This window comes from Streptomyces sp. NPDC058295, from assembly GCF_042880655.1.
Lineage (GTDB): Bacteria > Actinomycetota > Actinomycetes > Streptomycetales > Streptomycetaceae > Streptomyces > Streptomyces coriariae.
The window spans coordinates 1-22331 of sequence record NZ_JBHVYO010000025.1 but is presented as its reverse complement, the minus strand read 5'-3'; the positions used below and the strand labels follow the sequence as shown (position 1 = coordinate 22331).

Here is a 22331-nt window from a genome sequence, read left to right as displayed (position 1 = left end):
CGTGGACACCGAAGACACCGAGGAGAGCGCGGAGTTCCTCCTGCCCCGGTCGCGGCGGGCGAACGAGCGGCTGCACGCCCTGATCCCGGGGGGCGCGCACACCTACGCCAAGGGCGACGACCAGTACCCCGAGGACCTGGCCCCGGTCATCAGCCACGGCCGCGGTGCCCACGTGTGGGACATCGACGGCAACCGCTACATCGAGTACGGCTCCGGTCTGCGGTCGGTCAGCCTCGGCCACGCCCACCCACGCGTCGTCGAGGCGGTGCGACACGAGCTCGACCGCGGCAGCAACTTCGTCCGGCCGTCCATCGTGGAGGTCGAAGCCGCGGAACGCTTCCTGGCCACGGTGCCGACCGCCGAGATGGTGAAGTTCGCGAAGAACGGCTCCGACGCCACCACCGCCGCGGTACGCCTCGCCCGCGCCGCCACCGGGCGCCCGCGGGTGGCCCTCTGCGGCGACCATCCGTTCTTCTCCGTCGACGACTGGTTCATCGGCACCACGCCGATGTCCGCCGGTATTCCGGCGGCGACCAACGAGCTCACCGTGGCGTTCCCTTACGGGGACCTGGCCGCCACGGAGGAGCTGCTCACCCGGTACCGGGACGAGGTCGCCTGTCTGATCCTCGAACCGGCCACCCACACCGAGCCGCCGCCCGGGTACCTCGCCGGCCTGCGCGCGCTGGCCGACCGGCACGGCTGCGTACTGATCTTCGATGAGATGATCACCGGCTTCCGCTGGTCCGAGGCGGGCGCCCAGGGCCTGTACGGCGTCGTCCCCGACCTCTCCACGTTCGGCAAGGCGCTGGGCAACGGATGCGCCGTCTCCGCGCTGGCCGGGCGCCGCGACCTGATGGAGCTGGGCGGGCTGCGTCACTCCGGCGACCGGGTGTTCCTGCTGTCCACCACGCACGGTGCCGAAACGCACTCCCTGGCAGCCGCGATGGCGGTCCAGGCCACCTACGTCGAGGAGGGTGTCACCGCGCGGCTGCACGCCCTCGGCGAGCGGCTGGCCGCCGGTGTCCGCGACGCCGCGGCCGGCATGGGAGTCGGCGACCACATCGTCGTCCGGGGCCGGCCGAGCAACCTGGTCTTCGCCACCCTCGACGAGCACGGACAGCCGTCGCAGCGGTACCGCACCCTGTTCCTGCGCCGGCTCCTCGCGGGCGGGGTGCTGGCCCCGTCGTTCGTGGTGAGCAGCGCGCTCGACGACGCCGACATCGATCGCACCGTCGACGTGGTCGCCCAGGCATGTGCGGTGTACCGGAAGGCACTGGACGCCGCCGACCCCACCCCCTGGCTGGCCGGACGTCCGGTGAAACCCGTATTCCGCCGCTTGGCGTGAGGGGACCTGACGTGATGTGACGTCACGTCACATCACGTCAGGTCAGCGCCGCTCCCGCCGACCGGCGTCGGCCATCCGATCGGCCGACCGGTCGGCCCGCCCGGCGCTCAGCCGGTCGGCGGTCCGGTCGGTCAGCCACGCGGTCGCCGGTACCACCGCGAGCGCGGTGCACCAGCCCCCGAGGACGTCGGTCGGGTAGTGCGCGCCCAGGGCGACCTGCGCCCAGCCCATGGCGGCGCCGGCGACCAGCGCCGCGGCGAGCACGAGCACCGTGCCGCCCGTCCTGCCGAGGCCGAGCCGGCCGGCCGTGAGCAGCGCCACCACGAGGGCGAGCGCGGTGAGAAAGGCGGTGTGCCCGCTCGGGTAGGACAGGTTGCCGTCGCCGTGGATGGTCCGCCCCACCAGGGACTTGAGCAGCGTCGCCGTCACCACGGACATGCCGACGCCGCCGACGACGAGCACCGCCGCGCGAGGACGCCGAAGCAGTAGCCAGGCCGTCACGGCGGCCACGACCAGCATCGCCGCTCCGGCGGGCTCTCCCAAGAAGTCCGTGGCCAGGGCGACATGCCGCCACGGCGGCCGCACGCTGTCCGCCGTCGGCCGGATGATCCACCTGTCCACCCTGCCGGGCTCGCTGTGGCCGGCGTACAGGACCCCGAGCGCGACGACCACCAGCGCGGCGAGGGCCCCGATCAGCCCGAGCCGCCCGCGCAGCGATGGGGGCAGCACAGCCGGCGCCGGACGGCCGGTCACCCGGCCACCGCGTGCGGTCGACCCGCGGCGGCTTCCCGTCTCCCCTGCTCCAGGCCCTCGTCGTGGCCGCCACCGCCCGGGCCGACGAGCGCGTGCGGCACCCGCCGCACGCCGTCGCTGTCCATCCGGCAGCTGCGATGCACCGCGCCCTCCCGTCGGGGCGGACCCCGTGTCACCCGCCGCTGCGCCGCTGCCGCGATGCCCCGTCCCCGAGCACTGCCCGCTACCGCCGGCCGACCTGGCCGGATCGTCGGATGTACGGGCTGCGCACTGCCGGAAAGGGCTCGCCGGCCTGTCCATGGCCCTGGTCAGGGGCATCGGACTCCGTCTCTGCCTGTCACCCTAACCAACAATGTGGTCGCGACGGCCCGGCGTCGGAAAGTCCGTCGCCCAACAGTCCGTGGGTCGACAGGGGGATGCGCCCGCGGGCGGTACGCCCGGTGGAACGCCGGTTCACTTCGGCACAGTCACCGTCCCCGGCGGCGGGTCGGAGGGCTTCAACTGTGTGAAGAACTTCCCACCTCGGCCGGCAGCCAGGTCCTGGATCCGCTGTCACCTGCGGCCCCGTCCTGCGGGTCCCGGGCGAACAGGCGAACGCGTACGACATGGCGGCGCCGGACCGGAGCCGCGAGTGCTCACGCCCGGGTCCACTTCTGGCCGGCCTGGCCGTTGCAACTCCACAGGACCAGCGGGGTTCCGTTGGTGCTGCCGGCCCGGTCGACGTCGAGGCACAGCCCGGCGTGGACGTTGCGGATCGACCCGTCGGAGCCGACGGTCCACTTCTGGTTGTTCTGGCCGTTGCAAGGCCAGGTGATGACCCGGGTGCCGTTGGCGGTGCCCTGGTCGTAGGCGTCCAGGCACTTGTCGCCGAAGACGCGGATCTCGCCGCCTGCCCACGTGGTCCACAGCTGGTTGGCGGCCGTATGACAGTCCCAGAGCAGTGCCGTGGCCCCGGCAGCGGTGGAGGCGTTGTCCACGTCCAGACAACGGCCGGACGCGTTGCCGCGCAGCCGCGAGGTGGTGCCGGCCAGCGGGCTGCCACCGCTCACCCGGAACACGGCCACGCCGTGCGCGGGAACGCTCGCCGAGATCTGGCCGGACGTGCTCGACGTGCCGCCGGTCCACAGGTCGGTGAGGGTGAACGGCCCGCCGGACAGGCCGACTTGCGCCCCGGTGGTGGAGAGCGTCGCGGTGCTGCCTCCCCGGTTGAACAGGCCCACCGCGACCGAACCGTCGGACATCTGCTTGGCGAACACCTCGGCACTGCCGTCGTCGCGCACCCTGCGCCCTCCCGCGCCCAGTGGATCCTGGTTCACCGCCAGCAGGCGCGGGCTGCGCAGGATCGCGCTCACGTCGGCGGACATGGTGCGGATGTCGTTGCCGGCCATGAGCGGGGCACCCAGCAGCGCCCAGAGAGCGAAGTGCGAGCGGGACTCGGTCAGCGACAGGCCGGGACGGCCCACGACCAGCATGTCCGGGTCGTTCCAGTGTCCGGGACCCGACTGCGCCGCCAGCGGCGCGGTGACGTCCAGGACGTTGCCGACGCCCATCGGATAGCTGTTGGTGTTGCCGTTCTGCCAGATGTCGAGCAGATCCTCGGTCGTCCGCCACAGGTCGGCGACCTCGCCCCAGTTGTACGTGGCGCCGGTGATGGCGTGGAAGCTGTTGGGGTTGATGCTGTAGACGATCGGCCGCCCGGTGGCGCGCAGGGCGTCGCGCATGAGCGTGAACCGCGCGACCTGCTCGTCGCGGGTGCCGCTGGAGGAACACCAGTCGTACTTGAGGTAGTCGACCCCCCACGAGGCGAACGTGGCGGCGTCCTGGGCCTCGTGTCCCCTGCTGCCCGTCGACCCGGGATAGGCGCCGCTGGTCTGCGCGCAGGTGCGTTCGGCCGGCACCTGGTAGATCCCGAACTTCAGGCCCTTGCCGTGTATGTAGTCCCCGAGCGCCTTCATCCCGCTGGGGAACGTGGTCGCATTGGCCCGCAGGTTGCCTGCCGTGTCGCGCTGCGGGTCGAACCAGCAGTCGTCGACGACCACGTACCGGTAGCCGGCGTCCCGCATGCCCGAGGACACCATCGCGTCGGCGGCCTGGCGGACCTGAGCCTCCGTGATCCCGCACCCGAAACTGTTCCAGCTGTTCCAGCCCAGTGGTGGCGTGAGCGCCGGGCTGCCGGGCGCGGCCGAGGCGGTGGAGTGAGCGGAAGCCGTGACGGCCGCGGTGAGCGTCAACGCGGCCGCAACGAGGAGATGGAGCAGTCGTCCTCTTGATCGTCTGGGCACCAGGTGCTCCCTTTCCGGAAGGGCGTCAAGGGCGGGCGACAGGAAGATCGATGTCACGTCCATGACACTAAGCAGAAGAGAAGGTCGGTTCGAAATTTCGTTAACCAGTCGGAAATTCAAGGCCTCTCGGATACTAGGGAGGCGATCGAACATGTCAACCCCATCGTCGAATCACCTCCACGATCTGGCCATACAGACGCCCGGAAGTGGCTCATCTGCACCATCCGGACAACTGGCCTGCGATAACGACGCATCAGAGGTTTCGAATGTTTCGAAGCATTCAACGATTCATGCGCGAAGGATTGACGAGATTCCTCCGCCTTCTATCATCCAGAATGCTCGACAAGCCGATCCCTGTTCGAGATTTCGTATGCAGGACGGCCGTTCACGCGAACCAGCAGGGCACCTCCGGGCAACTCCAACCTCCCCCGACGGCTGGGCCACAGAAGGAGAACGCCACCTGTGCAAATGTCATGGACTCATCACATGCTGTCCCGTCGCCGCGCACTGACGACCGCCACCGGCCTGGCCGCCGGTGCCCTGCTCCCTCCGACAGCGGCCCACGGCGCCGCCTCCACCCAGGGGCCGGCCGTCGCGACCGCGGCGGCCTTCACGAACCCGGTGATCTGGCAGGACTTCGCGGACATCGACGTCATCCGCGTCGGTGACACCTTCTACGCCTCTGCCTCGACCATGCACTACTCGCCGGGCGCACCCGTCCTGCGGTCGTACGACCTGGTCAACTGGGAGATCGCCGGTCACTCGGTGCCCGTGCTCGACTTCGGTGCCAAATACGACCTGAACGGTGCCCGCGGCTATGTCCGGGGCATCTGGGCGTCGTCGCTGGCTTACAGGCCGAGCAACAGGACGTTCTACTGGCTCGGCCAGATCGACTTCGCCAGGACGTACGTCTACACGGCCACCGCCGCCGAGGGGCCGTGGAGCCGGCTCACGACGATCAGCACGCCCTACTACGACGCGGGACTGCTCGTCGACAGTGACGACACCCTGTACGTGGCGTACGGGAACACCACGATCAGCGTGGCCCAGCTCTCGCCCGACGGCCGCAACCAGGTCCGCACGCAGCAGGTGTTCACCACTCCGTCGAGCGTCGGCACCCTCGAGGGCTCCCGCTTCTACAAGATCAACGGGCAGTACTACATCTTCCTGACCCGCCCCGCGAACGGCCAGTACATCCTCAAATCGTCGAGCGGCCCCTTCGGTCCCTACACGATGCGGCAGGTCCTCCTCGACCTGCCCGGGCCGATCGCCGGCGGTGGAGTCCCCCACCAGGGCGGGCTGGTGCAGACGCGGAGCGGCGCCTGGTACTACCTGGCCTTCGTCGACGCGTACCCCGGTGGCCGGATGCCCGCGCTGGCGCCGGTCACCTGGACCGCGGACGGCTGGCCGGTCGTCCAACTCGTCAACGGCGCATGGGGCACCTCGTATCCGGGCCCGACCGTGCCCCCTCCACCCCGCCAGGTCACCCCCATGACCGGCGTCGACACCTTCGACGGCACAACGCTCAAACCGAAATGGGAGTGGAACCACAACCCGGACAACACCAGGTGGTCGGTGAACAACGGCCTGATCCTGCGGACCGCGACCGTCACTGACGACCTCTACTGGGCCCGCAACACACTGACGCACCGCATCCAGGGCCCCACCTCCACCGCCACGGTCCAGCTCGACCACACCGAGATGCGCAACGGCGACCGGGCCGGACTCGCACTGCTGCGCGACTCCTCCGCATGGATCGGCATCAGGCGCGACGGCACCGGCACGCGCGTGTCCATGGTCAACGGGCTGACCATGGACACCGACTGGAACACCACCGGCACCGGCACCGAGGTCGCGAGCGCGGCCGTCTCGGGCGGCCGCGTCTGGCTGCGCGCGAACGCGGACATTCGACCCGGCACCGGACGCCTCGGCACCTTCTCCTACAGCACCGACGGCACCACCTTCACCCGCCTCGGGCCGGCCTTCTCGCTGGGCAACGACTGGCGGTTCTTCATGGGCTACCGATTCGCCCTCTTCAACCACGCCACCCAGGCACTCGGCGGCGCGGTCCGCTTCACACGGTTCGAGCTGACCACGCCCTGACGAGGCCCACCGATCGCACCAGGCAACCCCCCCACCCACCCCACGAGGAGAACCATGAACCCGCTGAAACGGCTCGGCTGTCGCCGAGCCTCGGTCCTGGGCCTGCTGGCCGCGACCGTCCTGGCGACACCTGGGACCGCGACCGGTGCGACCGGTGCGACCGGTGCACCCGACGCGCCCGACGGGTCCGGCACCGTTCGGGCCTCCACCCTGGGCGCCCAGGCGGCCCAGTCCGGACGGTACTTCGGAACTGCCGTGGCCGCGGGCCGGCTCGGCGACGGAACATACACCCGCATCCTGGACCGTGAGTTCAACTCGGTCACACCCGAGAACGAGATGAAGTGGGACACGATCGAGCCGTCCCGCGGCTCGTTCAACTTCGGCCCCGGAGACCAGATCGTCAACCGCGCGTCGTCCCACGGTCAGCGCATGCGTGGCCACACCCTGGTGTGGCACTCCCAACTGCCCGGCTGGGTCGGCTCGATCAGGGACGCGGGCACCCTGCGCGGCGTGATGAACAACCACATCACCACCGTGATGAACCACTACAAGGGCCGGATCCACTCCTGGGACGTGGTCAACGAGGCCTTCGCCGACGGCTCCAGTGGTCAGCTCCGCAGCTCGGTCTTCCGGGACGTACTGGGCGACGGCTTCCTGGAGCAGGCGTTCCGTACGGCCCGTACGGCCGACCCGGCGGCCAAGCTCTGCTACAACGACTACAACATCGAGGACTGGAACGCCGCCAAGACCCAGGGCGTCTACCGCATGGTGCGCGACTTCAAGGCACGCGGTGTCCCCATCGACTGCGTCGGCCTCCAGGCCCACTTCGGCGCCGGCGGTCCCCCCGGCAGCTTCCAGACGACGCTGTCGAGCTTCGCCGCCCTCGGCGTGGACGTCCAGATCACCGAACTGGACATCGCGCAGGCGTCACCGACCGCGTACGCGAACACGGTCAGGGCCTGCATGAACGTCGCGCGCTGCACCGGCATCACGGTCTGGGGCATCCGCGACAGCGACTCCTGGCGCAGCAGCGAGAACCCGCTGCTGTTCGACCGCAACGGCAACAAGAAGTCGGCGTACAACACGGCGCTGACCACACTGGGCGGCACGCCCGCCACCACACGCAGCGCCCCCGCCGCGCCCGCGACCACGGGCAGCACCCCCGACGCGCGTGCCCTGCCCAGCCGTTACTCCTGGAGCTCCAGCGGTCAGCTGATCGCGCCGAAGTCCGACGCGACGCACAACATCGCCGGCATCAAGGACCCGACGGTCGTCTACTACAACGGCAAGTACCACGTGTTCGCCAGCACCGCGAGCTCCTCCGGCTACAACCTGGTCTACCTGAACTTCAGCGACTGGTCCCAAGCGGGCTCGGCCACCCACCACTACCTCGACCGCACCGCCATCGGCGCCGGTTACCGCGCCGCGCCGCAGGTCTTCTACAACGCGCCGCAGCGCCTGTGGTACCTCGTCTACCAGACCGGCAACGCCTCGTACTCCACCAACCCCGACATCAGCAACCCCAACGGGTGGAGCGCCCCGCGCAACTTCTACTCGTCGATGCCGGACATCATCCGGCAGAACATCGGCAACGGCTACTGGGTCGACATGTGGGTGATCTGCGACAGCGCCAACTGCTACCTGTTCTCCTCCGACGACAACGGACACCTGTACCGCTCGCAGACGACCGTCGGCCAGTTCCCGAACGGCTTCACGAACACCGTCATCGCACTGCAGGACTCGAAGAACGCGCTGTTCGAAGCGAGCAACGTGTACAAGGTGCAGGGCAGCAACCAGTATCTGCTCCTCGTCGAGGCCATCGGATCCGACGGTCGGCGCTACTTCCGTTCCTGGACCGCCCCCGGTCTCGCCGGCTCCTGGACGCAGCTCGCCGCATCCGAGAGCAATCCCTTCGCCCGGGCCAACAACGTCGGCTTCCCCGCGGGCGCCTGGACCCGGGACATCAGCCACGGCGAGATGATCCGCGCGGGCTACGACCAGACACTCACCATTCCGGCCTGTCGCCTCCAGTACCTCTACCAGGGCCTGAATCCCAACGCGGGCGGCGACTACAACCTCCTCCCGTGGCGGCTCGGCCTCCTGACCCAGACCAACTCGACCTGCTGACCGACCGCTCCGTGGGGAGCACTCCCGACGGAGTGCTCCCCACGCTCACCACCGACCATCGGACACATCCCCGTCAGAGAACCGAGGTACCGTCGTGCGCCGCAGACTGCTCGCCCTGGCATCAGCCCTCCTCGCGCTGCCGCTGGCACTCGCCGCAGCCCCGTCCGCCCAGGCGGCGGACCCGACGACCATGACCAACGGGTTCTATGTCGACCCCGACTCCAGCGCGAAGCGGTGGGTGACCGCCAACCCCGGCGACGGCCGGGCGCCCGCGATCAACGCCTCCATCGCCAACACCCCGACGGCCCGCTGGCTCGGCTCCTGGAGCGGCACCATCGGCACCGCCACCGGCGCGTACGTGGGCGCCGCGGACGCCCGGGACAAGCTGCCCATCCTTGTCGCCTACAACATCTACAACCGCGACTACTGCGGCGGGCACTCCGCGGGCGGAGCCTCCTCGCCGTCCGCCTACACGAACTGGATCGCCCAGTTCGCGGGCGGGATCGGAAACCGCCCGGCCGTCGTCGTCCTCGAACCGGACTCCCTCGGGGACTACGGCTGCATGAACCAGGCCCAGATCGACGAACGCGAGGCCATGCTCACCGGCGCGCTCGCCGAGTTCAACCGCCAGGCTCCCCACACCTGGGTCTACCTCGACTCCGGCAACCCGGCCTGGGAGAGCGCGGCGACCATGGCCCGGCGCCTCCACGAAGCCGGCCTCCGACAGGCCCACGGCTTCTCGCTCAACGTCTCCAACTATCTGACCACGGCCGAGAACACCGCGTACGGCAACGCCGTCAACAGTGAACTCAACGCCCGGTACGGCTACACCAAGCCGTTCGTCGTGGACACCAGCCGTAACGGCAACGGCTCGAACGGCCAGTGGTGCAACCCTTCAGGCCGCCGTATCGGCACCCCCAGTCGGCTGGGGGGAGGCGCCGAGATGCTTCTGTGGATCAAGGTCCCGGGCGAGTCCGACGGCAACTGCGGAGTAGGAAGCGGCTCCTCAGCCGGACAGTTCCTCCCCGAGGTCGCCTACAAGATGATCTACGGCTACTGATCCGGACCGCTCGGGCGCGGTACCGGTACCGGGTCAGGGGCGAGAGTCGGCCCGGACAACCCACTCATCCACGGCTGTACCGAGCCGATGCGCCGCACTGCCCAGACGTCGACGGAGTGGAGCCAGGACCGTCCTGGCTCCACTCCGTGGTGTGGGCGGGTCACTGGAACTGTGCGAAGAACCTCCAGATCGCTGCCTTGGTCCAGGTGGCGACGCCGCTTTCGCCGGCGGAGCCGTCGACCGGACCGGGTATGTGGTCTCCGTCGAACGCGGCCCATTGGACGGGGTATCCGGCACGGCAGCCCGAGTAGGTCGTGGTGATGTGCGTTCGGCTGCCCGACGCGGGCTCGCGCGGGCTCTGAGGGGTGCAGCCGTTGTTGCCGACGAATCTGTCGCGCAGGGATCGCCCTTGCGCGATGTTGAGCACGGAGTCGCTGACGCCGTGGATTCCGAAGTAGGCGATGGGCTGGGTGCCGCCGCCGCACCCGCTGATCTCGGCTCCGGACATGACCGCGACGGCCCTGAAGACGTTCGCCCGGCTGCAGGCGAGTGCGTAGCTCATACCGCCGCCCCAGCTGAACCCCGTGGCGAAACGCTGTGCCGGGTTGACACAGAGGCCGCCCTCGATTCGCCGGATCATGTCGTCGACGAAGGCGATGTCCTCACCGCCCGCATTGGCCCAGCCGTTGCCGAGGCCCTGGGGGGCGACGAGGATAGCGCCGTTGTTCGACTGTTCCTGTTGGCCGTAGTAGGACCAGGCGTTTCCGCTCGTGCCGCCCGAGGCGACGTCGCCGGCGGTTCCGCCCCGCCAGTGGAACGCGAAGATCAGCCGGTAGCGGTGGCTGTTGTCGTAGTTGGCGGGGACCCTGAGGATGAAGCTGCGGCTCTTGCCGCCGCTCTGCATCGTGTGCGTGCCGCTCGCCAGAGTCGGGGCGCTGCCGCATCCGCTGCCGTCACCGCCACCGGACGACAGCTTGACCATCTGCCACTGCTGGTTGGCGCCGCCCCAGTCGGAGTACTGGACGACGTTGCCGCCGTCGGCGGTGGAGGCGCCCTGCACCTCCACCGCCTTGCCGCTGGTGCGGTTGATCAGCCGGACGTGGCCCGCGTCGGAGTCCGCCAGGCGGAACTGCTGGTTGGCCCCGTTCTGGTCGGCCCACTGCTGGATCGCGGCACCGTCCGCGGTCGAGGCGCCGGCCACGTCGAGGACCTTGCCCGAATGCCGCGCCTTGAGCCGGTAGAAGCCGCCGCCGGAGTCCACAAACTGCCACTGCTGGTTGGCTCCGTCGTGGCGCGTCCACTGGCTGACCCGCGCGCCGTCGGCGGTGGACGTGTCCGAGACGTCCAGCGCCTTCCCGCTGTTGCGGTTGACCAGGACGTACCAGGCATTGGTGTCCACCGTCGCCGCCTCGGCGGGTGCCGGGTTCACCACGGCGAGCATGCCGATCGCGAGGGCCGCCGCCACCACGGCGGCGATCCGGGACCACCAGCGATGCCTTGGTGGAGGGGCGGGAGCCGCACCGTAGGTCGTCATCGATTCACTCCTTCGTTGGTGGCAGGTCCCATCAGGTGCGGGTCCAGTGTTGGTTGCTGCCGTTCGAGCAGGAGTAGAGCTGGATCAGGGTGCCGTTGGCGGTGCCGGCCGCGACGGCGTCGAGGCAGAGGCCGGACTGGACGCCGACGATGGATCCGTCGGAGTTGAGGCGCCACTTCTGGTTGTCGCCGCCCCAGCAGCTGTAGATCTGGACCCTGGTGCCGTTGGCGGTGCCGCCGGCGTCCAGGCACTTGTTGCCGTAGACCCTGAGTTCACCGGCGGCGGTGTACGTCCACTGCTGGTTGGTGCCGTTGTTGCAGTCCCACAGCTGGAGCTGGGTGCCGTCGGTGGTGCTGCTGCTGGGCACGTCCAGGCAGCGGCCCGACCCGACGCCCTTGACCTGTCCGGAACCCGAAGGGGGCGTGGTGGTACCGCCGTTGAGTGCGTTGAGGACGGCGGTGTAGGCGGGCTTCTTGCTGCCGTCGCCGTTGAACAGCAGCGGCGTGTCCTGTGATCGCCAGGAGTCGGTGTCGCGCACCCCCCAGACGGTGATGCCGAGGCAGCGCGGGACGGCCAGGCAGTCGTTGGTCACGTTGGCGTACGTCGTGGCCGGGGCGCCCTGGATGTCGAGTTCGGTGATGGCCACGTCGACACCGAGGGCGGCGAAGTTCTGCAGGGTGGTGCGGAAGTTGCTGTTGTAGGGGCTGCCGCTGTTGAAGTGCGACTGGAAGCCGACGCAGTCGATCGGCACGCCGCGCTGCTTGAAGTCCCGGACCATGGCGTACATGGCCTGGGTTTTGGCCCAGGTCCAGTTCTCGACGTTGTAGTCGTTGTAGCAGAGCTTGGCGGCCGGGTCGGCGGCGCGCGCGGTACGGAAGGCGACCTCGATCCAGTCGTTGCCGGTGCGCTGCAGGTTGGAGTCGCGCCGGGCTCCCGAACTGCCGTCGGCGAAGGCCTCGTTCACCACGTCCCACTGGGCGATCTTGCCCTTGTAGTGGGCCATCACGCCGTTGATGTGGTCGATCATCGCCTGGCGCAGGGTGCTGCCGCTGAGGCTCTGCATCCAGCCGGGCTGCTGGGAGTGCCAGGCCAGGGTGTGGCCGCGCACCTGCTTGCCGTTCTGCACCGCCCAGTTGTGGACGCGGTCACCGGCGGTGAAGTTGAACTGGCCCCGTTGCGGTTCGGTGGCGTCGATCTTCATCTCGTTCTCGGCCGTCACCGAGTTGAACTCACGGCCCGCGATCGTCGTGTACGCCGAGTCGCCCAGCCTGCCCGAGGCGATGGCGGTGCCGAAGTACCGGCCGCTCTGCGCAGCCGCGGCGCCGAGCGTGTTCTCGGCGGCGTGGGCGGTCGGCGGCGCGACCAGTGCGGCGACCGTACCGAGGGCGCCGACGAGCAGCGCCAACAGCAGGCCGCGGATCTTCCGGCGGATATCGGGTCCGGGAAGGGCATACGAGCCCATGACTGTGCCTCCAAGGTAGAGATCACGGAAGGACTGAAGCGCAGAGGAATGCGTCGGCCGCTCCCACTCGGCAGACGGGCGGGCGGACCGGAACCCGGCAGCACAGATGGCCCCGGGGCGACACTGTTCGGTATATCGAACTGCGGCCGGTTTCTCAGACAGGGATGATTGAGGTGTTGACGATGGATCGTCAATACTCCTCGCAGAAGAAGTTTCGATTCCTGGCCCGAAACTTCCGGAAACCTGGTGAGCCGGAATACGCAACCTCGGCGCCACTGTCGGGGATGCCCGCAAGGGCGGGCCAGGCCGAGTGTGCGGACGCTGCCACCCGGTTTCTCCCCTCCCCGCGGACGCCTTGGACTGGTGAGCTGCGTCCGCGAACTCCGGAGAGGTTCCCGTCGGCGCGACAGCTCGGCAAGCCCGAAGGGAAGCGCTGTTTGTGGACAGATCGGCGCCAGGCCTTGACCAGAGGGCCCCACATTCCTAGCTTGTGGCGTCGAAGCATCCGGGAATTCTTCGAAACATTCGAGATTATCCCTGTCCCCCGGCACGTCCGCTCCGCGGTTCATCGGGGTCACCTCACCCCGCTCCCCGAAGGAGGCCCTCTGATGTGGTTTCGCCCCTCGTCCCCGGTCCGTCTGAGACGCTTACTCGCCGTCCTCGCGCCCTTTCTGCTCGTGGCCACCTTCCTCGGCGCCCAGCCCGCCGGCGCCGCGACCGTAGACCCCAACGCCTCGTATGTGCTGGTCAACCGCAACAGCGGCAAGGCCCTGGACGTCTACAACCTGGCGACCGACGACGGCGCCCGCATCACCCAGTGGTCCAGGAACGATCAGATCCAGCAGCAGTGGCAGTTCGTCGATTCCGGGGGCGGCTACTACCGCATCAAGTCCCGCCACTCGGGCAAGGTGCTGGACGTCTACAACTGGTCCACCGCGAACGGCGGCTCGATCGTCCAGTGGACCGACCTGAACGCCACCAACCAGCAGTGGCGGCTGGCCGACAGCTCGGACGGCTACGTGAGGCTCATCTCGCGCCACAGCAACAAGGCTCTCGAAGTGCAAGGCGCCTCCACCGCCGACAGCGCGAACGTCGTCCAGTACGACGACTGGGGCGGCACCAACCAGCAGTGGCAGCTCGTCAAGGTCGGCGGCGACACCTCCGGCCCGTGCGATCTTCCGTCGGCATACCGCTGGACATCGACGGGCGCGCTGGCGCAGCCCAAGTCGGGGTGGGTCTCGCTCAAGGACTTCACCGTCGTCCCCTACAACGGCAGGCAACTCGTCTATGCGACGACGCACGACACGGGGACGAGTTGGGGTTCGATGAACTTCGGCCTGTTCACCAATTGGTCGGAGATGGCCTCGGCCGGCCAGAACACGATGTCGGCTTCCACCGTCGCGCCCACGCTCTTCTACTTCGCGCCGAAGAACATCTGGGTGCTCGCCTACCAGTGGGGCGGGACCGCCTTCTCCTACCGGACGTCGAGCGATCCCACCAACCCGAATGGCTGGTCGTCCCAGCAGGTGCTCTTCTCCGGAAGCATCTCCGGATCCGGAACAGGACCCATCGACCAGACGCTCATCGGTGACGGGACGAACATGTACCTGTTCTTCGCCGGCGACAACGGCAAAATCTACCGGGCCGGCATGCCGATCGGGAACTTCCCGGGCAGCTTCGGCACGACCTCGACAGTGATCATGAGCGATACGACGAACAACCTGTTCGAAGCCCCTCAGGTCTACAAGCTGCAGGGCCAGAACCGCTACCTCATGATCGTCGAAGCGATCGGCTCGCAGGGCCGCTACTTCCGCTCGTTCACGGCCACCAGTCTGAACGGCTCATGGACACCCCAGGCCGCGACCGAGAGCAATCCCTTCGCCGGCAAGGCCAACAGTGGTGCCACCTGGACCAACGACATCAGCCATGGCGAACTGATCCGCACCAGCCCCGATCAGACCATGACCGTCGATCCCTGCAATCTGCAGTTGCTCTACCAGGGGCGCAGCCCCAGCTCCGGCGGCGACTACGGCCTCCTGCCCTACCGCCCGGGTCTGCTGACACTGCAGCGCTGACGGCGTGACACGAATCCCGCTCCGGTACGGAGCCGGCTTGGCGGGCTCGGCGGAAGGCCGAGCCCGCCCGGGTCACGCGACAACATCAGCGCTCGTACGGCGACGGAGCGCGGGGGCGGGCAACGCTCACCAGCCGGCGGCGACCGAGATCCTGCGGCGGGATCGGGCTGGGGGTCGACGCCGACCGGGCCGGCCTGCGCGCTCATCCTGCTCCTGTGCTCGCGCCTGTGCAGCGGACTCGGACCGGCCGTCACCGGCGGCGGTCGTCGAGTACAGGCGGGTGACGCCCCCTCCTCTCCCCCGGCATCGTGAGCACGGCCTCACCGGCCGCGGGATTCCTTGCGCCCGGCGCTCACCGAGCGATCCGCGCGATCCACTGGTGGGCGAAGCGACCCCCGGTGTTATTCAATGAAGTGTGCGGTCAGGGATCTCGGGGCCTCATCGCACGGGTCCGAGTACGGCCCCGGTGCTGTGCCGGGGATTGCCGAGAGAGCCGCATGGACTCTACGCCGTCGCCCTCGTCCTCGTCGCCGTTCGAGCTGGTCAGCAGCGCCCTGGGGCGCTACGTCCCGCGCGGCGGAGCGGCAGCGGCCGCCGGTCCTGACAACGCGCAGGGCGAGCGCACCTCCGGCCGACGCGGAGCCGACGGCCCGGCAGACGACCGTCACGATCAGATTCTCGGCGTGGTGAACCTGGACAGGGAGCTGAGAATCACCCGCAGCAATCTGGACGCCGCCGTATTCGCGGGTCTGGACGCCGGGGCCGGGACCCTGTTCGCCGATCTCCTGCCTCCCGGGGACGTACCGACGGTCACCCGGCGATTGCGGCAGGTCCTGGAGATCGGTGAGGCGCACGTCGCGCGGATCCAGCGCCTGCGGCGCGCCGACGGGTCGGAGCTGGTGGTCTCGCTGAGCATCCTGCCCGCCGCGGCGCCTCAGGAGGGCTTGACCGTCTCCCTGATCGCCATGGCCAGGAGGCTGCACCTGTACGCCGCCGAGACCGCGATCGGCACCTCGCTGGACATCGGCGAGACCGCACAGTCACTGGCGGAGTCCCTGCTGGCCTGGGGAGACGTGGCCGCCGTCGACCTGGACTTCGCCGTGTGGACGGGCGAGGGAGTCACCGAGCAGGCGCAGGGGCGCATCCGGCTGCGGCGGGCGGCCCTGGTGCCGGACCGGGCATGGCCCGAGGGGTACGTGACGCCGGGCGGCGACCTTCCGAGCGACGCGAGTCGCCTGCTGGCGCAGGCGGTGCTGCGGGACGACGCCCCGCAGGCCATCGTCATCCCCGACCGGAAGGCGGTCGAGCGGCTGCTCGGCAGCCCGCGAGTGATCCGTGCCCTGGTGCCCGGTGACCGGTCGGCGAGTGTGGCGTGCATGCCCCTGGTGCTGGACAGCGCGCCGCCCGTCGTGCTGGGCGTGGCGGAGGTCTGGCGGCGGGAGGACTGCCCCTTCCGTGACGGCGAGTTGTTCGACCTGCAGGAACTGGTGGCCAGGACCGCTCATCACGTCGACCTGGCCCGTCAGCACCAGCGCGAGCACACGCAGGTGCTGGCGTTGCAACGTCGGCTGCTGCCCCGGACCGGCGGCCACACCGTGGAGATCGCCAGCGTCTACCAGCCCGCCACCCCCGACAGCGCGGGCGTCGGCGGCGACTGGGTGAACAGCTTTCCACTGCCGGACGGGCGCACGGCGCTGGTGGTCGGTGACGTCGTCGGGCACGGCCTGGGCGCCGCGGCGACCATGGGCCAGCTGAGCATGGAGGCCCGCGCGCTGCTGTCCGCGGGGCTGGCACCCGACGAGGTGCTCGAACACCTGGACGAGACCGTGACGCTGCTGGACGACGCGGAGTCCGGGCTGACGGCCGGCTACAGCGCCCTCGGCTCCACCTGCTGCATCGCCCTTTACGACCCGGTCAGCCACCACGTGACGCTCGCCAGCGCCGGCCATCTCCCACCGGTCCTGGTGCTTCCGGACGGGCAGGGGGGCCCGCTCGGGGTCCGCCCCCACCCCGGCCTGGGCGCCGAGTTCGCGCTGCGGGAGCCGTTCGACGTGCACACGTTCGACGCGCCCCCGGGCTCCCTGCTCGCCCTCTACACCGACGGCCTGGTGGAGGATCCGGCCCTGTCGATCGACGAGGGCATCGGCAGGCTGGCGGACACCGTGGCCACGGTGCACCCCTGGGACACCCTCCAGCAGGCCGCACGGCATGTCGTCTCCACGCTGGCGCCGGTGCGCCAGCGCGACGATGTGACCCTGCTGCTCGCGCGCATGATCGGCTACCGCAAGGGGGACACCGCGACCTGGCGGCTGCCCGCTCGCGCAGACGCGCCCGCTCGTGCCCGCGCGCATGTCCTGGCGCTGCTGCGGCAATGGGACAGCAGGAGCGACACCCAGGACGATGTGACGCTGCTGGTCAGCGAGCTGGTCACGAACGCGGTGCGCTTTGCCGCCGGCCCCATCACGGTACGACTGATCAGGTCGGGTCACGGACTGCTGTGCGAGGTGGGCGACACCGGCAACGGCAGGCCACGTCTGGGCCGGGGCGATCTCCTCGATGACGCCGGGCGTGGCCTGCACATCGTGCACAGGCTCACCACCCGGTGGGGGGTGCGGTGGACGGACACCGGCAAGGTGGTCTGGGCGGAGGTCGCGAGGTGACGCGGCCGCGGGTGCGGGGCGCGGCCCGGGTGCGCGAGCGCGGCAGGGGCTCGCTCTAGAGCCATTCCCCTTCCAGGGCGGTGGCGGTGAGGCCCGGTGCCGCCGCGTACAGGACGGCGCGACTGCCCGACTTCTGCCCGGCGTCGTGCGCCCGCCGCAGGATGTCGAACACGGCGGCGCCTCCGCGGTTGCCGCTGGTGTAGCTGTCCCGGCTGTAGTCCAGCAGTCCCGACGGCCACGCGTCGGGCATCGTCTGCTCCATGTACTCCAGCACCCGGGTACCGCCGGGGTGCGCGAGCAGCACGTCGGGGTGCCAGGAGTCGGGGTCGTCCTGGTAACGGACGCGCAGCCACTCCCACATCGCGGTGACCGTCTCCTGTACGGCGCGCGGCCCGCGCCGGTCCATCACGAAGTGGGTGCCGTCCGCCCGCGTGTCCAGACGGTGCAGGTCCTGGGTGCCGGGCAGGGTGTGGTGCCAGGCGGCGTCCAGCCGCAGCACCGACTCGTCCCTCGGACGGCCCGTGACCACCGCGGCGACCGCGGTGTCCGCGAACAGCAACCGGACGATCAGGGACTCGATGGTGTCGTCCGCGGGCTGGTAGGTCGTGCTCAGCGCCTCCGCGATCACGACCAGGACCACCCGGTCGGGATCCGCGGCCACGAGATCCGCCGCCAGGGCCAGGGAGCGGGTCCCCGCGACACAGGCCCACTGCGTGGCCGGCAGCAGCATCACGTCGCCGCGCAGCTCGAGCTTGTTGGCCACAGCGATGTCCAGGCCCGGCAGTGCCGGGGTGGTGGAGTGACTGGTGATCAGGCAGTCGATGTCCGAGGCGTCCAGCCCGGCGATCTGCAGGGCACCGCGCGCCGCACGCTCCCCGTAGGCCTGCACGGCCTCCCAGGCCGGCGCGGTGCGCTCCTGCACGGTCTGCGGCGCGGGTATCGCTTCGAGAGCGGCGATCACACGGTCCACCTCCTGCCGGCTGAACCCGTCGCGCGTCAGCGCCTCTTGGGCGGGCCCGGTGCCGACATCCCGCAGGCCGCTGCCGTTGCCGGGCGCGACGGCGGTCTCCAGCGGCAGCATCCACCCGCGGGTCTCGATGCCCGTACTGGCCGCGATGCCGTCGATCCGCGGCGCCCACGCCGCGTGCGGATGCCGGTCGCGCACCTCCGCCACGATCTGGCTGGTCTCCACGGCGTGCTCGCCGTGTATCACGGCAGGGGGAGAGAGGTAAGCGGCCATGTTGGGCACCTTTCCAAGGGAACGGGGAGGAACGTCACGAGGGCTGCGCCATGGGCCACTTTGGAGCTTGACGCCCATGCCGATGGGCTCCCTTCCGGGAGTCGCTGTCGCCATCGAGCATGGACGCTAAATGGACATTTACGCTGTGATTCAGACAACTTGGGCGGCCTCTGGTGGCGTGATACGCCACACATCGCTCAAACAGGGGCCCGCAGAACGGTTCCGCTTGTCCCGCCTGAGCCGCCGTCAGCCAGGGAGGCCGAGGGCCGACCGGACTTCGGCTCTCGTCACGCACCGGATGTCGTCAGGCGCCTGGGGCAGGCGGGTGGTCCGCTCCTCGCACTGATCGCGGCGTGTGTGGCTCCTGCCGCATCGGTGCGATCCGTGGATCCGCGGCGGGGTGCGCTGTCCGGGCTGGTCGGGCGGCGTAGCCGTGGAGTCCCGTCGGTGGCTTGTCGGAGGCTGTCGCTCCGTACACCCTCGAGCGCCGCCTGGGCCGGTGATCGAGCCGCTGACCGTGAAGCGTTCACGCGGGCCGTCGGTCAATGGTTCGGTGGTCCGGCAGCCCGAGCCCTTCCGCCACAGCGCGGCCAGGCCCACCTATCGGACCGTCAACTTCCGTTTCACCGACTCGACTTGCCGGATTGTGTAAACCGAGCCGGGGTACGCGGACGGGCGAATCCACACGGAAGGAGCCGTCAACTGTGGAACGTGTCAACGCCTTTCTGGGCAAACACCTGTGGCTGCAGTTCGTGCTGTCGATCCTCTGCGCCAGCGCCCTGGTCATGCTCCTGTACCCGGGGCGCTCGGCACTCTCGGTCGTGCTGCGTACCGCCTTCGTCTCCCTCGGTGGCATCGTCGTCGTGCTCGTCGGGCGCCGCCGGGAAAGGAAGGCCGCCGGCGGCAGCACGAACAGCCTCGTCTCGCTGGACGGGAAACTGCGCAGGGGTGAGGTGCCCGTCGACCCGGCCGAGCGCGAAGCGATGCGCGCTCTGGTCGCACAGCGTCTGCACCGCACGCGTCACCGCGTAGCGGCCCTGGTGTTCCTCGCGGTCCTGTTCTGCACCGTGACGGTACTGGTGGCCCTCACCTCGGGCCCCAGGCAGACGATCGGCTTCACCCTGCTCACCGTGGTCTTCCTCGCTTGGAGTGTCGGCAACGGCAACCTCCAGCATCGACGCCTGCGCGCCATGCAGGCGTCCCTCGACGGCGAGGACATCCCCGCTCGCGCTCACCACACCGCACACCGGCAAGGAGGCGACGCATGACACCGCGGGAGGCGCCCGGATCGTCCGGACTCGGCGATCTGGAGCCCGGCACCAGGCAACGTGCTCAACTGCGTACCCGAATCTCGGACATCGCGTGGACGGCTCTCTGTGTCGTCCTGGCGGTCTGGGCGATCTGGAGCTCCGTCGGCGCCGTACGGGACGAGGCGGCGTGGGCATACGGCATCGCGGCCTGGATCCTCCTGGCCGTCGCGCTGACGCTGCGCGTCCTCTCCGTCCGCCGCCGAACCCGCCTGTGAGCGGCCCTGCTCACACCATTGCCAGCAGCGCTCCCGGCCGGTGCGGCCGCCGGAGACCCGTCACCCGCTGTCGGGACGCTCGACGCGAGGTGTGCGCGCAACGTCGAAACCCACGCTTCGCACCACATGCCGGCGAAATCCCCTGACACCGCCTGACAGGCGTCGGCGACCGGTGTCAGCGTGCTGTCCACGGGCTGTCAGCCGGGTCCGGCATCGTCATGGTCATCGAGAACGACGAGGACCTGACGAGGAGTTGTTGAACATGGCGTACGCGATCCGGGCCGAGGGACTGGTCAAGAAGTACGGCGATTTCACCGCCCTGGACGGCGTCGACCTGGAGGTCCCGGCCGGCAAGATCGTCGGCGTCCTGGGTCCCAACGGAGCCGGCAAAACCACCACCGTGCGCATCCTGGCCACGCTGATGCGCCCCGACGGCGGACACGCCACCGTCGGCGGCCACGACATCGTCAAGGACCCGGTCAAGGTCCGGCAACTGATCGGGCTGACCGGTCAGTACGCCTCCGTGGACGAGAGCCTGTCCGGCGCCGAGAACCTGGTGCTCATCGGGAGGCTGCTCGGCCTGTCCCGGCGCGATGCGAAGGCGAGGGCCACCACGCTCCTGGAGAACTTCTCCCTCGCCGAGGCGGCACGCAAGCCGATCGCCACCTTCTCCGGCGGAATGCGACGGCGTCTGGACCTGGCCGCCTCCCTGGTAGGCCGGCCCCAGGTGCTCTACCTGGACGAGCCCACCACCGGTCTGGACCCGCACGCCCGACAGGAAGTCTGGGATGTGGTACGGCAGTTGGTCGCCGACGGTTCCACGGTGCTGCTCACCACCCAGTACCTGGAGGAGGCCGATCAGCTCGCCGACTCCATCACCGTTTTCGACCAGGGCCGCAAGGTCGCCGAAGGCCGCCCCGGTGAGCTCAAGCGCCGCGTGGGCGGCCAGATCCTCCAGGTCCGGCCCACTGTGGCCGCCGATGTGCCGCAGGTCGCCGCGATGCTCGCCGAGCTGACCGGACACGCCCCCGCCCGGAACTCCGGCGTACTCACCGTGCCCGCCGACGACCCGATGATCGTCGCCGCGGTCGCGCGCCGCCTGGACGGCGTCGGCATCACCGCCGACGAACTCGGCCTGCGGCTGCCCAGCTTGGACGAGGTCTTCCTCGCTCTGACCGGACACGCGCCCGCTGTCACCGGCGACCAGCCCGTCGCCGTCTGAGCCCCCGGCTCCCCGAGCTCCCCCGGCTCCCCTGCTTCCGCTGCTTCCGCACAGACATTCCCGAGAGGACCCCGTCATGAGCGCCCAGCCCGTCATCGCCCACGCCGAGCTCCCCGGCCGTATCGGCCTCGCGCAGACCGCCCGGCACAGCCTCGCCCTCGCCGGCCGCGGCGTCACCAAGTTCATGAAGTCGCCGATCCAGTTGGTCGACGTGATCCTCACCCCGATCATCAGCCTGCTGATGTTCATCTACCTCTTCGGGGAGGCCATGTCCGGCGGTGACACCGACCGCTACCTACAGCTCGTCACTCCGGGCGTCATGGTCATGGCCGTCTTCCAGGCCAGCGTCGGCATCGGTGCCTCGCTCTGCGCGGACGCCAGTACCGGGATCTTCGACCGGTTCCGCAGCATGCCGATCGCCCGCTCCAGCCCGCTGATCGGCGCCGTCCTTGCCGACATCGTCCGCTATGTCGTCTGCCTGGGCACCTTGGTCATCCTCGCCCTGGTCATGGGTTACCGCGTGGAGACCGGCCCGGTCGCCTCGCTCGCCGCGCTCGCCCTGCTCGTCGGCTTCGCCCTCAGCTTCTCCTGGATCTCGGTGTACCTCGGGATGCTGATCAAGAACCCCGCCTCCGTACAGGGCCTCATGACCATCCTGATCCTGCCGCTCACCTTCGCCAGCAACGTCTTCGTCCCCCGGGACGACATGGCCGGCTGGCTCCAGGCCTGGTCCGACGTCAACCCGGTCTCCCTGGTGGCCGACACGGTCCGCGGCCTGCTCAACGGCGGCCCGGTCGCCGGTTCCCTGGCCGGCACCTTCGCCTGGATGGCCGGTGTGATCGCCGTCTTCTTCCCGCTGGCCATGCGCGCCTACCGCAAGAACGCCGGATGATCCTCCGGTGACCGACCCGGCCGGGCGGGGTCCGCACCCACAGTGCGGACC

At 69.7% G+C, this 22331-nt stretch carries 16 protein-coding genes; 10 read left to right on the top strand and 6 right to left on the bottom strand.

Annotated features, from left to right (window positions below; translation table 11 throughout):
• Position 1 precedes the first annotated feature (1 nt).
• Positions 2–1345 (top strand): glutamate-1-semialdehyde 2,1-aminomutase, encoded by a 1344-nt coding sequence (locus ACFVYS_RS25465; protein WP_389505515.1) that lies wholly within the window; start codon positions 2–4, stop codon positions 1343–1345.
• A 42-nt stretch (positions 1346–1387) separates the two neighbouring features.
• On the opposite strand, the gene ACFVYS_RS25460 is transcribed toward ACFVYS_RS25465, so the two are convergent.
• From ACFVYS_RS25460 to ACFVYS_RS25450, 3 genes are all read right to left on the bottom strand, one after another.
• The gene (locus tag ACFVYS_RS25460; protein ID WP_389505513.1) at positions 1388–2098 is read right to left on the bottom strand and encodes a phosphatase PAP2 family protein; all 711 of its coding nucleotides are present in this window, start codon (positions 2096–2098) and stop codon (positions 1388–1390) included.
• A complete protein-coding gene (locus tag ACFVYS_RS25455) occupies positions 2095–2241 on the bottom strand; it encodes a hypothetical protein (RefSeq protein WP_389505511.1) in 147 nt (48 codons plus the stop codon). Before ACFVYS_RS25455 ends, ACFVYS_RS25460 begins: the two co-directional genes overlap by 4 nt.
• A 492-nt stretch (positions 2242–2733) precedes the next feature.
• Positions 2734–4380, bottom strand: a complete 1647-nt coding sequence (locus tag ACFVYS_RS25450; protein WP_389505509.1) for a glycoside hydrolase family 27 protein — start codon at positions 4378–4380, stop codon at positions 2734–2736.
• A gap of 486 nt (positions 4381–4866) precedes the next feature.
• Here ACFVYS_RS25450 and ACFVYS_RS25445 point away from each other — a divergent pair, with 486 nt between their 5' ends.
• The 3 genes from ACFVYS_RS25445 (at position 4867) to ACFVYS_RS25435 (ending at position 9670) form a co-directional block, all read left to right on the top strand.
• Positions 4867–6483, top strand: coding sequence for a glycoside hydrolase 43 family protein (locus ACFVYS_RS25445; protein ID WP_389505507.1), 1617 nt, complete (start codon positions 4867–4869; stop codon positions 6481–6483).
• A 54-nt stretch (positions 6484–6537) separates the two neighbouring features.
• Positions 6538–8610 carry a non-reducing end alpha-L-arabinofuranosidase family hydrolase gene (locus ACFVYS_RS25440; protein ID WP_389505505.1) on the top strand — a complete coding sequence of 691 codons (2073 nt, stop codon included), beginning with the start codon at positions 6538–6540 and terminating at the stop codon, positions 8608–8610.
• A gap of 94 nt (positions 8611–8704) precedes the next feature.
• Positions 8705–9670, top strand: coding sequence for a glycoside hydrolase family 6 protein (locus tag ACFVYS_RS25435; protein ID WP_389505503.1), 966 nt, complete (start codon positions 8705–8707; stop codon positions 9668–9670).
• Positions 9671–9830: 160 nt separating this feature from the next.
• On the opposite strand, the gene ACFVYS_RS25430 is transcribed toward ACFVYS_RS25435, so the two are convergent.
• A complete protein-coding gene (locus ACFVYS_RS25430) occupies positions 9831–11138 on the bottom strand; it encodes an RICIN domain-containing protein (protein WP_389505689.1) in 1308 nt (435 codons plus the stop codon).
• Positions 11139–11235: 97 nt separating this feature from the next.
• Entirely contained in the window at positions 11236–12666 is a 1431-nt protein-coding gene (locus ACFVYS_RS25425; protein WP_389505501.1) for an endo-1,4-beta-xylanase, read from the bottom strand.
• Positions 12667–13274: 608 nt separating this feature from the next.
• Between ACFVYS_RS25425 and ACFVYS_RS25420 the strand changes: the two genes are divergently transcribed.
• Positions 13275–14741 carry a non-reducing end alpha-L-arabinofuranosidase family hydrolase gene (locus ACFVYS_RS25420; protein WP_389505499.1) on the top strand — a complete coding sequence of 489 codons (1467 nt, stop codon included), beginning with the start codon at positions 13275–13277 and terminating at the stop codon, positions 14739–14741.
• 497 nt (positions 14742–15238) lie between these two features.
• Positions 15239–17401, top strand: coding sequence for a SpoIIE family protein phosphatase (locus tag ACFVYS_RS25415; RefSeq protein WP_389505497.1), 2163 nt, complete (start codon positions 15239–15241; stop codon positions 17399–17401).
• Positions 17402–17456: 55 nt separating this feature from the next.
• Here the strand turns inward: ACFVYS_RS25415 and ACFVYS_RS25410 are convergent, their stop codons facing one another.
• Complete coding sequence (locus ACFVYS_RS25410; RefSeq protein WP_389505495.1) at positions 17457–18641, bottom strand: type III polyketide synthase; 1185 nt, start codon at positions 18639–18641, stop codon at positions 17457–17459.
• 704 nt (positions 18642–19345) lie between these two features.
• On the opposite strand from ACFVYS_RS25410, the gene ACFVYS_RS25405 reads away from it, so the two are divergent.
• The 4 genes from ACFVYS_RS25405 to ACFVYS_RS25390 all read left to right on the top strand — a co-directional run bounded on the left by ACFVYS_RS25405 (position 19346) and on the right by ACFVYS_RS25390 (position 22280).
• Positions 19346–19909, top strand: coding sequence for a hypothetical protein (locus tag ACFVYS_RS25405; RefSeq protein ID WP_389505493.1), 564 nt, complete (start codon positions 19346–19348; stop codon positions 19907–19909).
• The gene (locus ACFVYS_RS25400) at positions 19906–20166 is read left to right on the top strand and encodes a hypothetical protein (protein WP_389505492.1); all 261 of its coding nucleotides are present in this window, start codon (positions 19906–19908) and stop codon (positions 20164–20166) included. Before ACFVYS_RS25405 ends, ACFVYS_RS25400 begins: the two co-directional genes overlap by 4 nt.
• A gap of 262 nt (positions 20167–20428) precedes the next feature.
• The gene (locus ACFVYS_RS25395) at positions 20429–21388 is read left to right on the top strand and encodes an ATP-binding cassette domain-containing protein (RefSeq protein ID WP_389505490.1); all 960 of its coding nucleotides are present in this window, start codon (positions 20429–20431) and stop codon (positions 21386–21388) included.
• Positions 21389–21464: 76 nt separating this feature from the next.
• The gene (locus tag ACFVYS_RS25390; RefSeq protein WP_389505488.1) at positions 21465–22280 is read left to right on the top strand and encodes an ABC transporter permease; all 816 of its coding nucleotides are present in this window, start codon (positions 21465–21467) and stop codon (positions 22278–22280) included.
• The last annotated feature ends 51 nt before the right edge of the window (positions 22281–22331 follow it).

Bases quoted from the DNA above. Each gene is read 5' to 3' on its own strand.
- ACFVYS_RS25445 (WP_389505507.1), top strand. From the start codon at position 4,867: ATGCTGTCCCGTCGCCGCGCACTGACGACCGCCACCGGCCTGGCCGCC.
- ACFVYS_RS25440 (WP_389505505.1), top strand. From the start codon at position 6,538: ATGAACCCGCTGAAACGGCTCGGCTGTCGCCGAGCCTCGGTCCTGGGC.
- ACFVYS_RS25415 (WP_389505497.1), top strand. From the start codon at position 15,239: ATGGACTCTACGCCGTCGCCCTCGTCCTCGTCGCCGTTCGAGCTGGTC.
- ACFVYS_RS25425 (WP_389505501.1), bottom strand. From the start codon at position 12,666: ATGGGCTCGTATGCCCTTCCCGGACCCGATATCCGCCGGAAGATCCGC.
- ACFVYS_RS25420 (WP_389505499.1), top strand. From the start codon at position 13,275: ATGTGGTTTCGCCCCTCGTCCCCGGTCCGTCTGAGACGCTTACTCGCC.
- ACFVYS_RS25395 (WP_389505490.1), top strand. From the start codon at position 20,429: ATGGCGTACGCGATCCGGGCCGAGGGACTGGTCAAGAAGTACGGCGAT.
- ACFVYS_RS25400 (WP_389505492.1), top strand. From the start codon at position 19,906: ATGACACCGCGGGAGGCGCCCGGATCGTCCGGACTCGGCGATCTGGAG.
- ACFVYS_RS25410 (WP_389505495.1), bottom strand. From the start codon at position 18,641: ATGGCCGCTTACCTCTCTCCCCCTGCCGTGATACACGGCGAGCACGCC.
- ACFVYS_RS25390 (WP_389505488.1), top strand. From the start codon at position 21,465: ATGAGCGCCCAGCCCGTCATCGCCCACGCCGAGCTCCCCGGCCGTATC.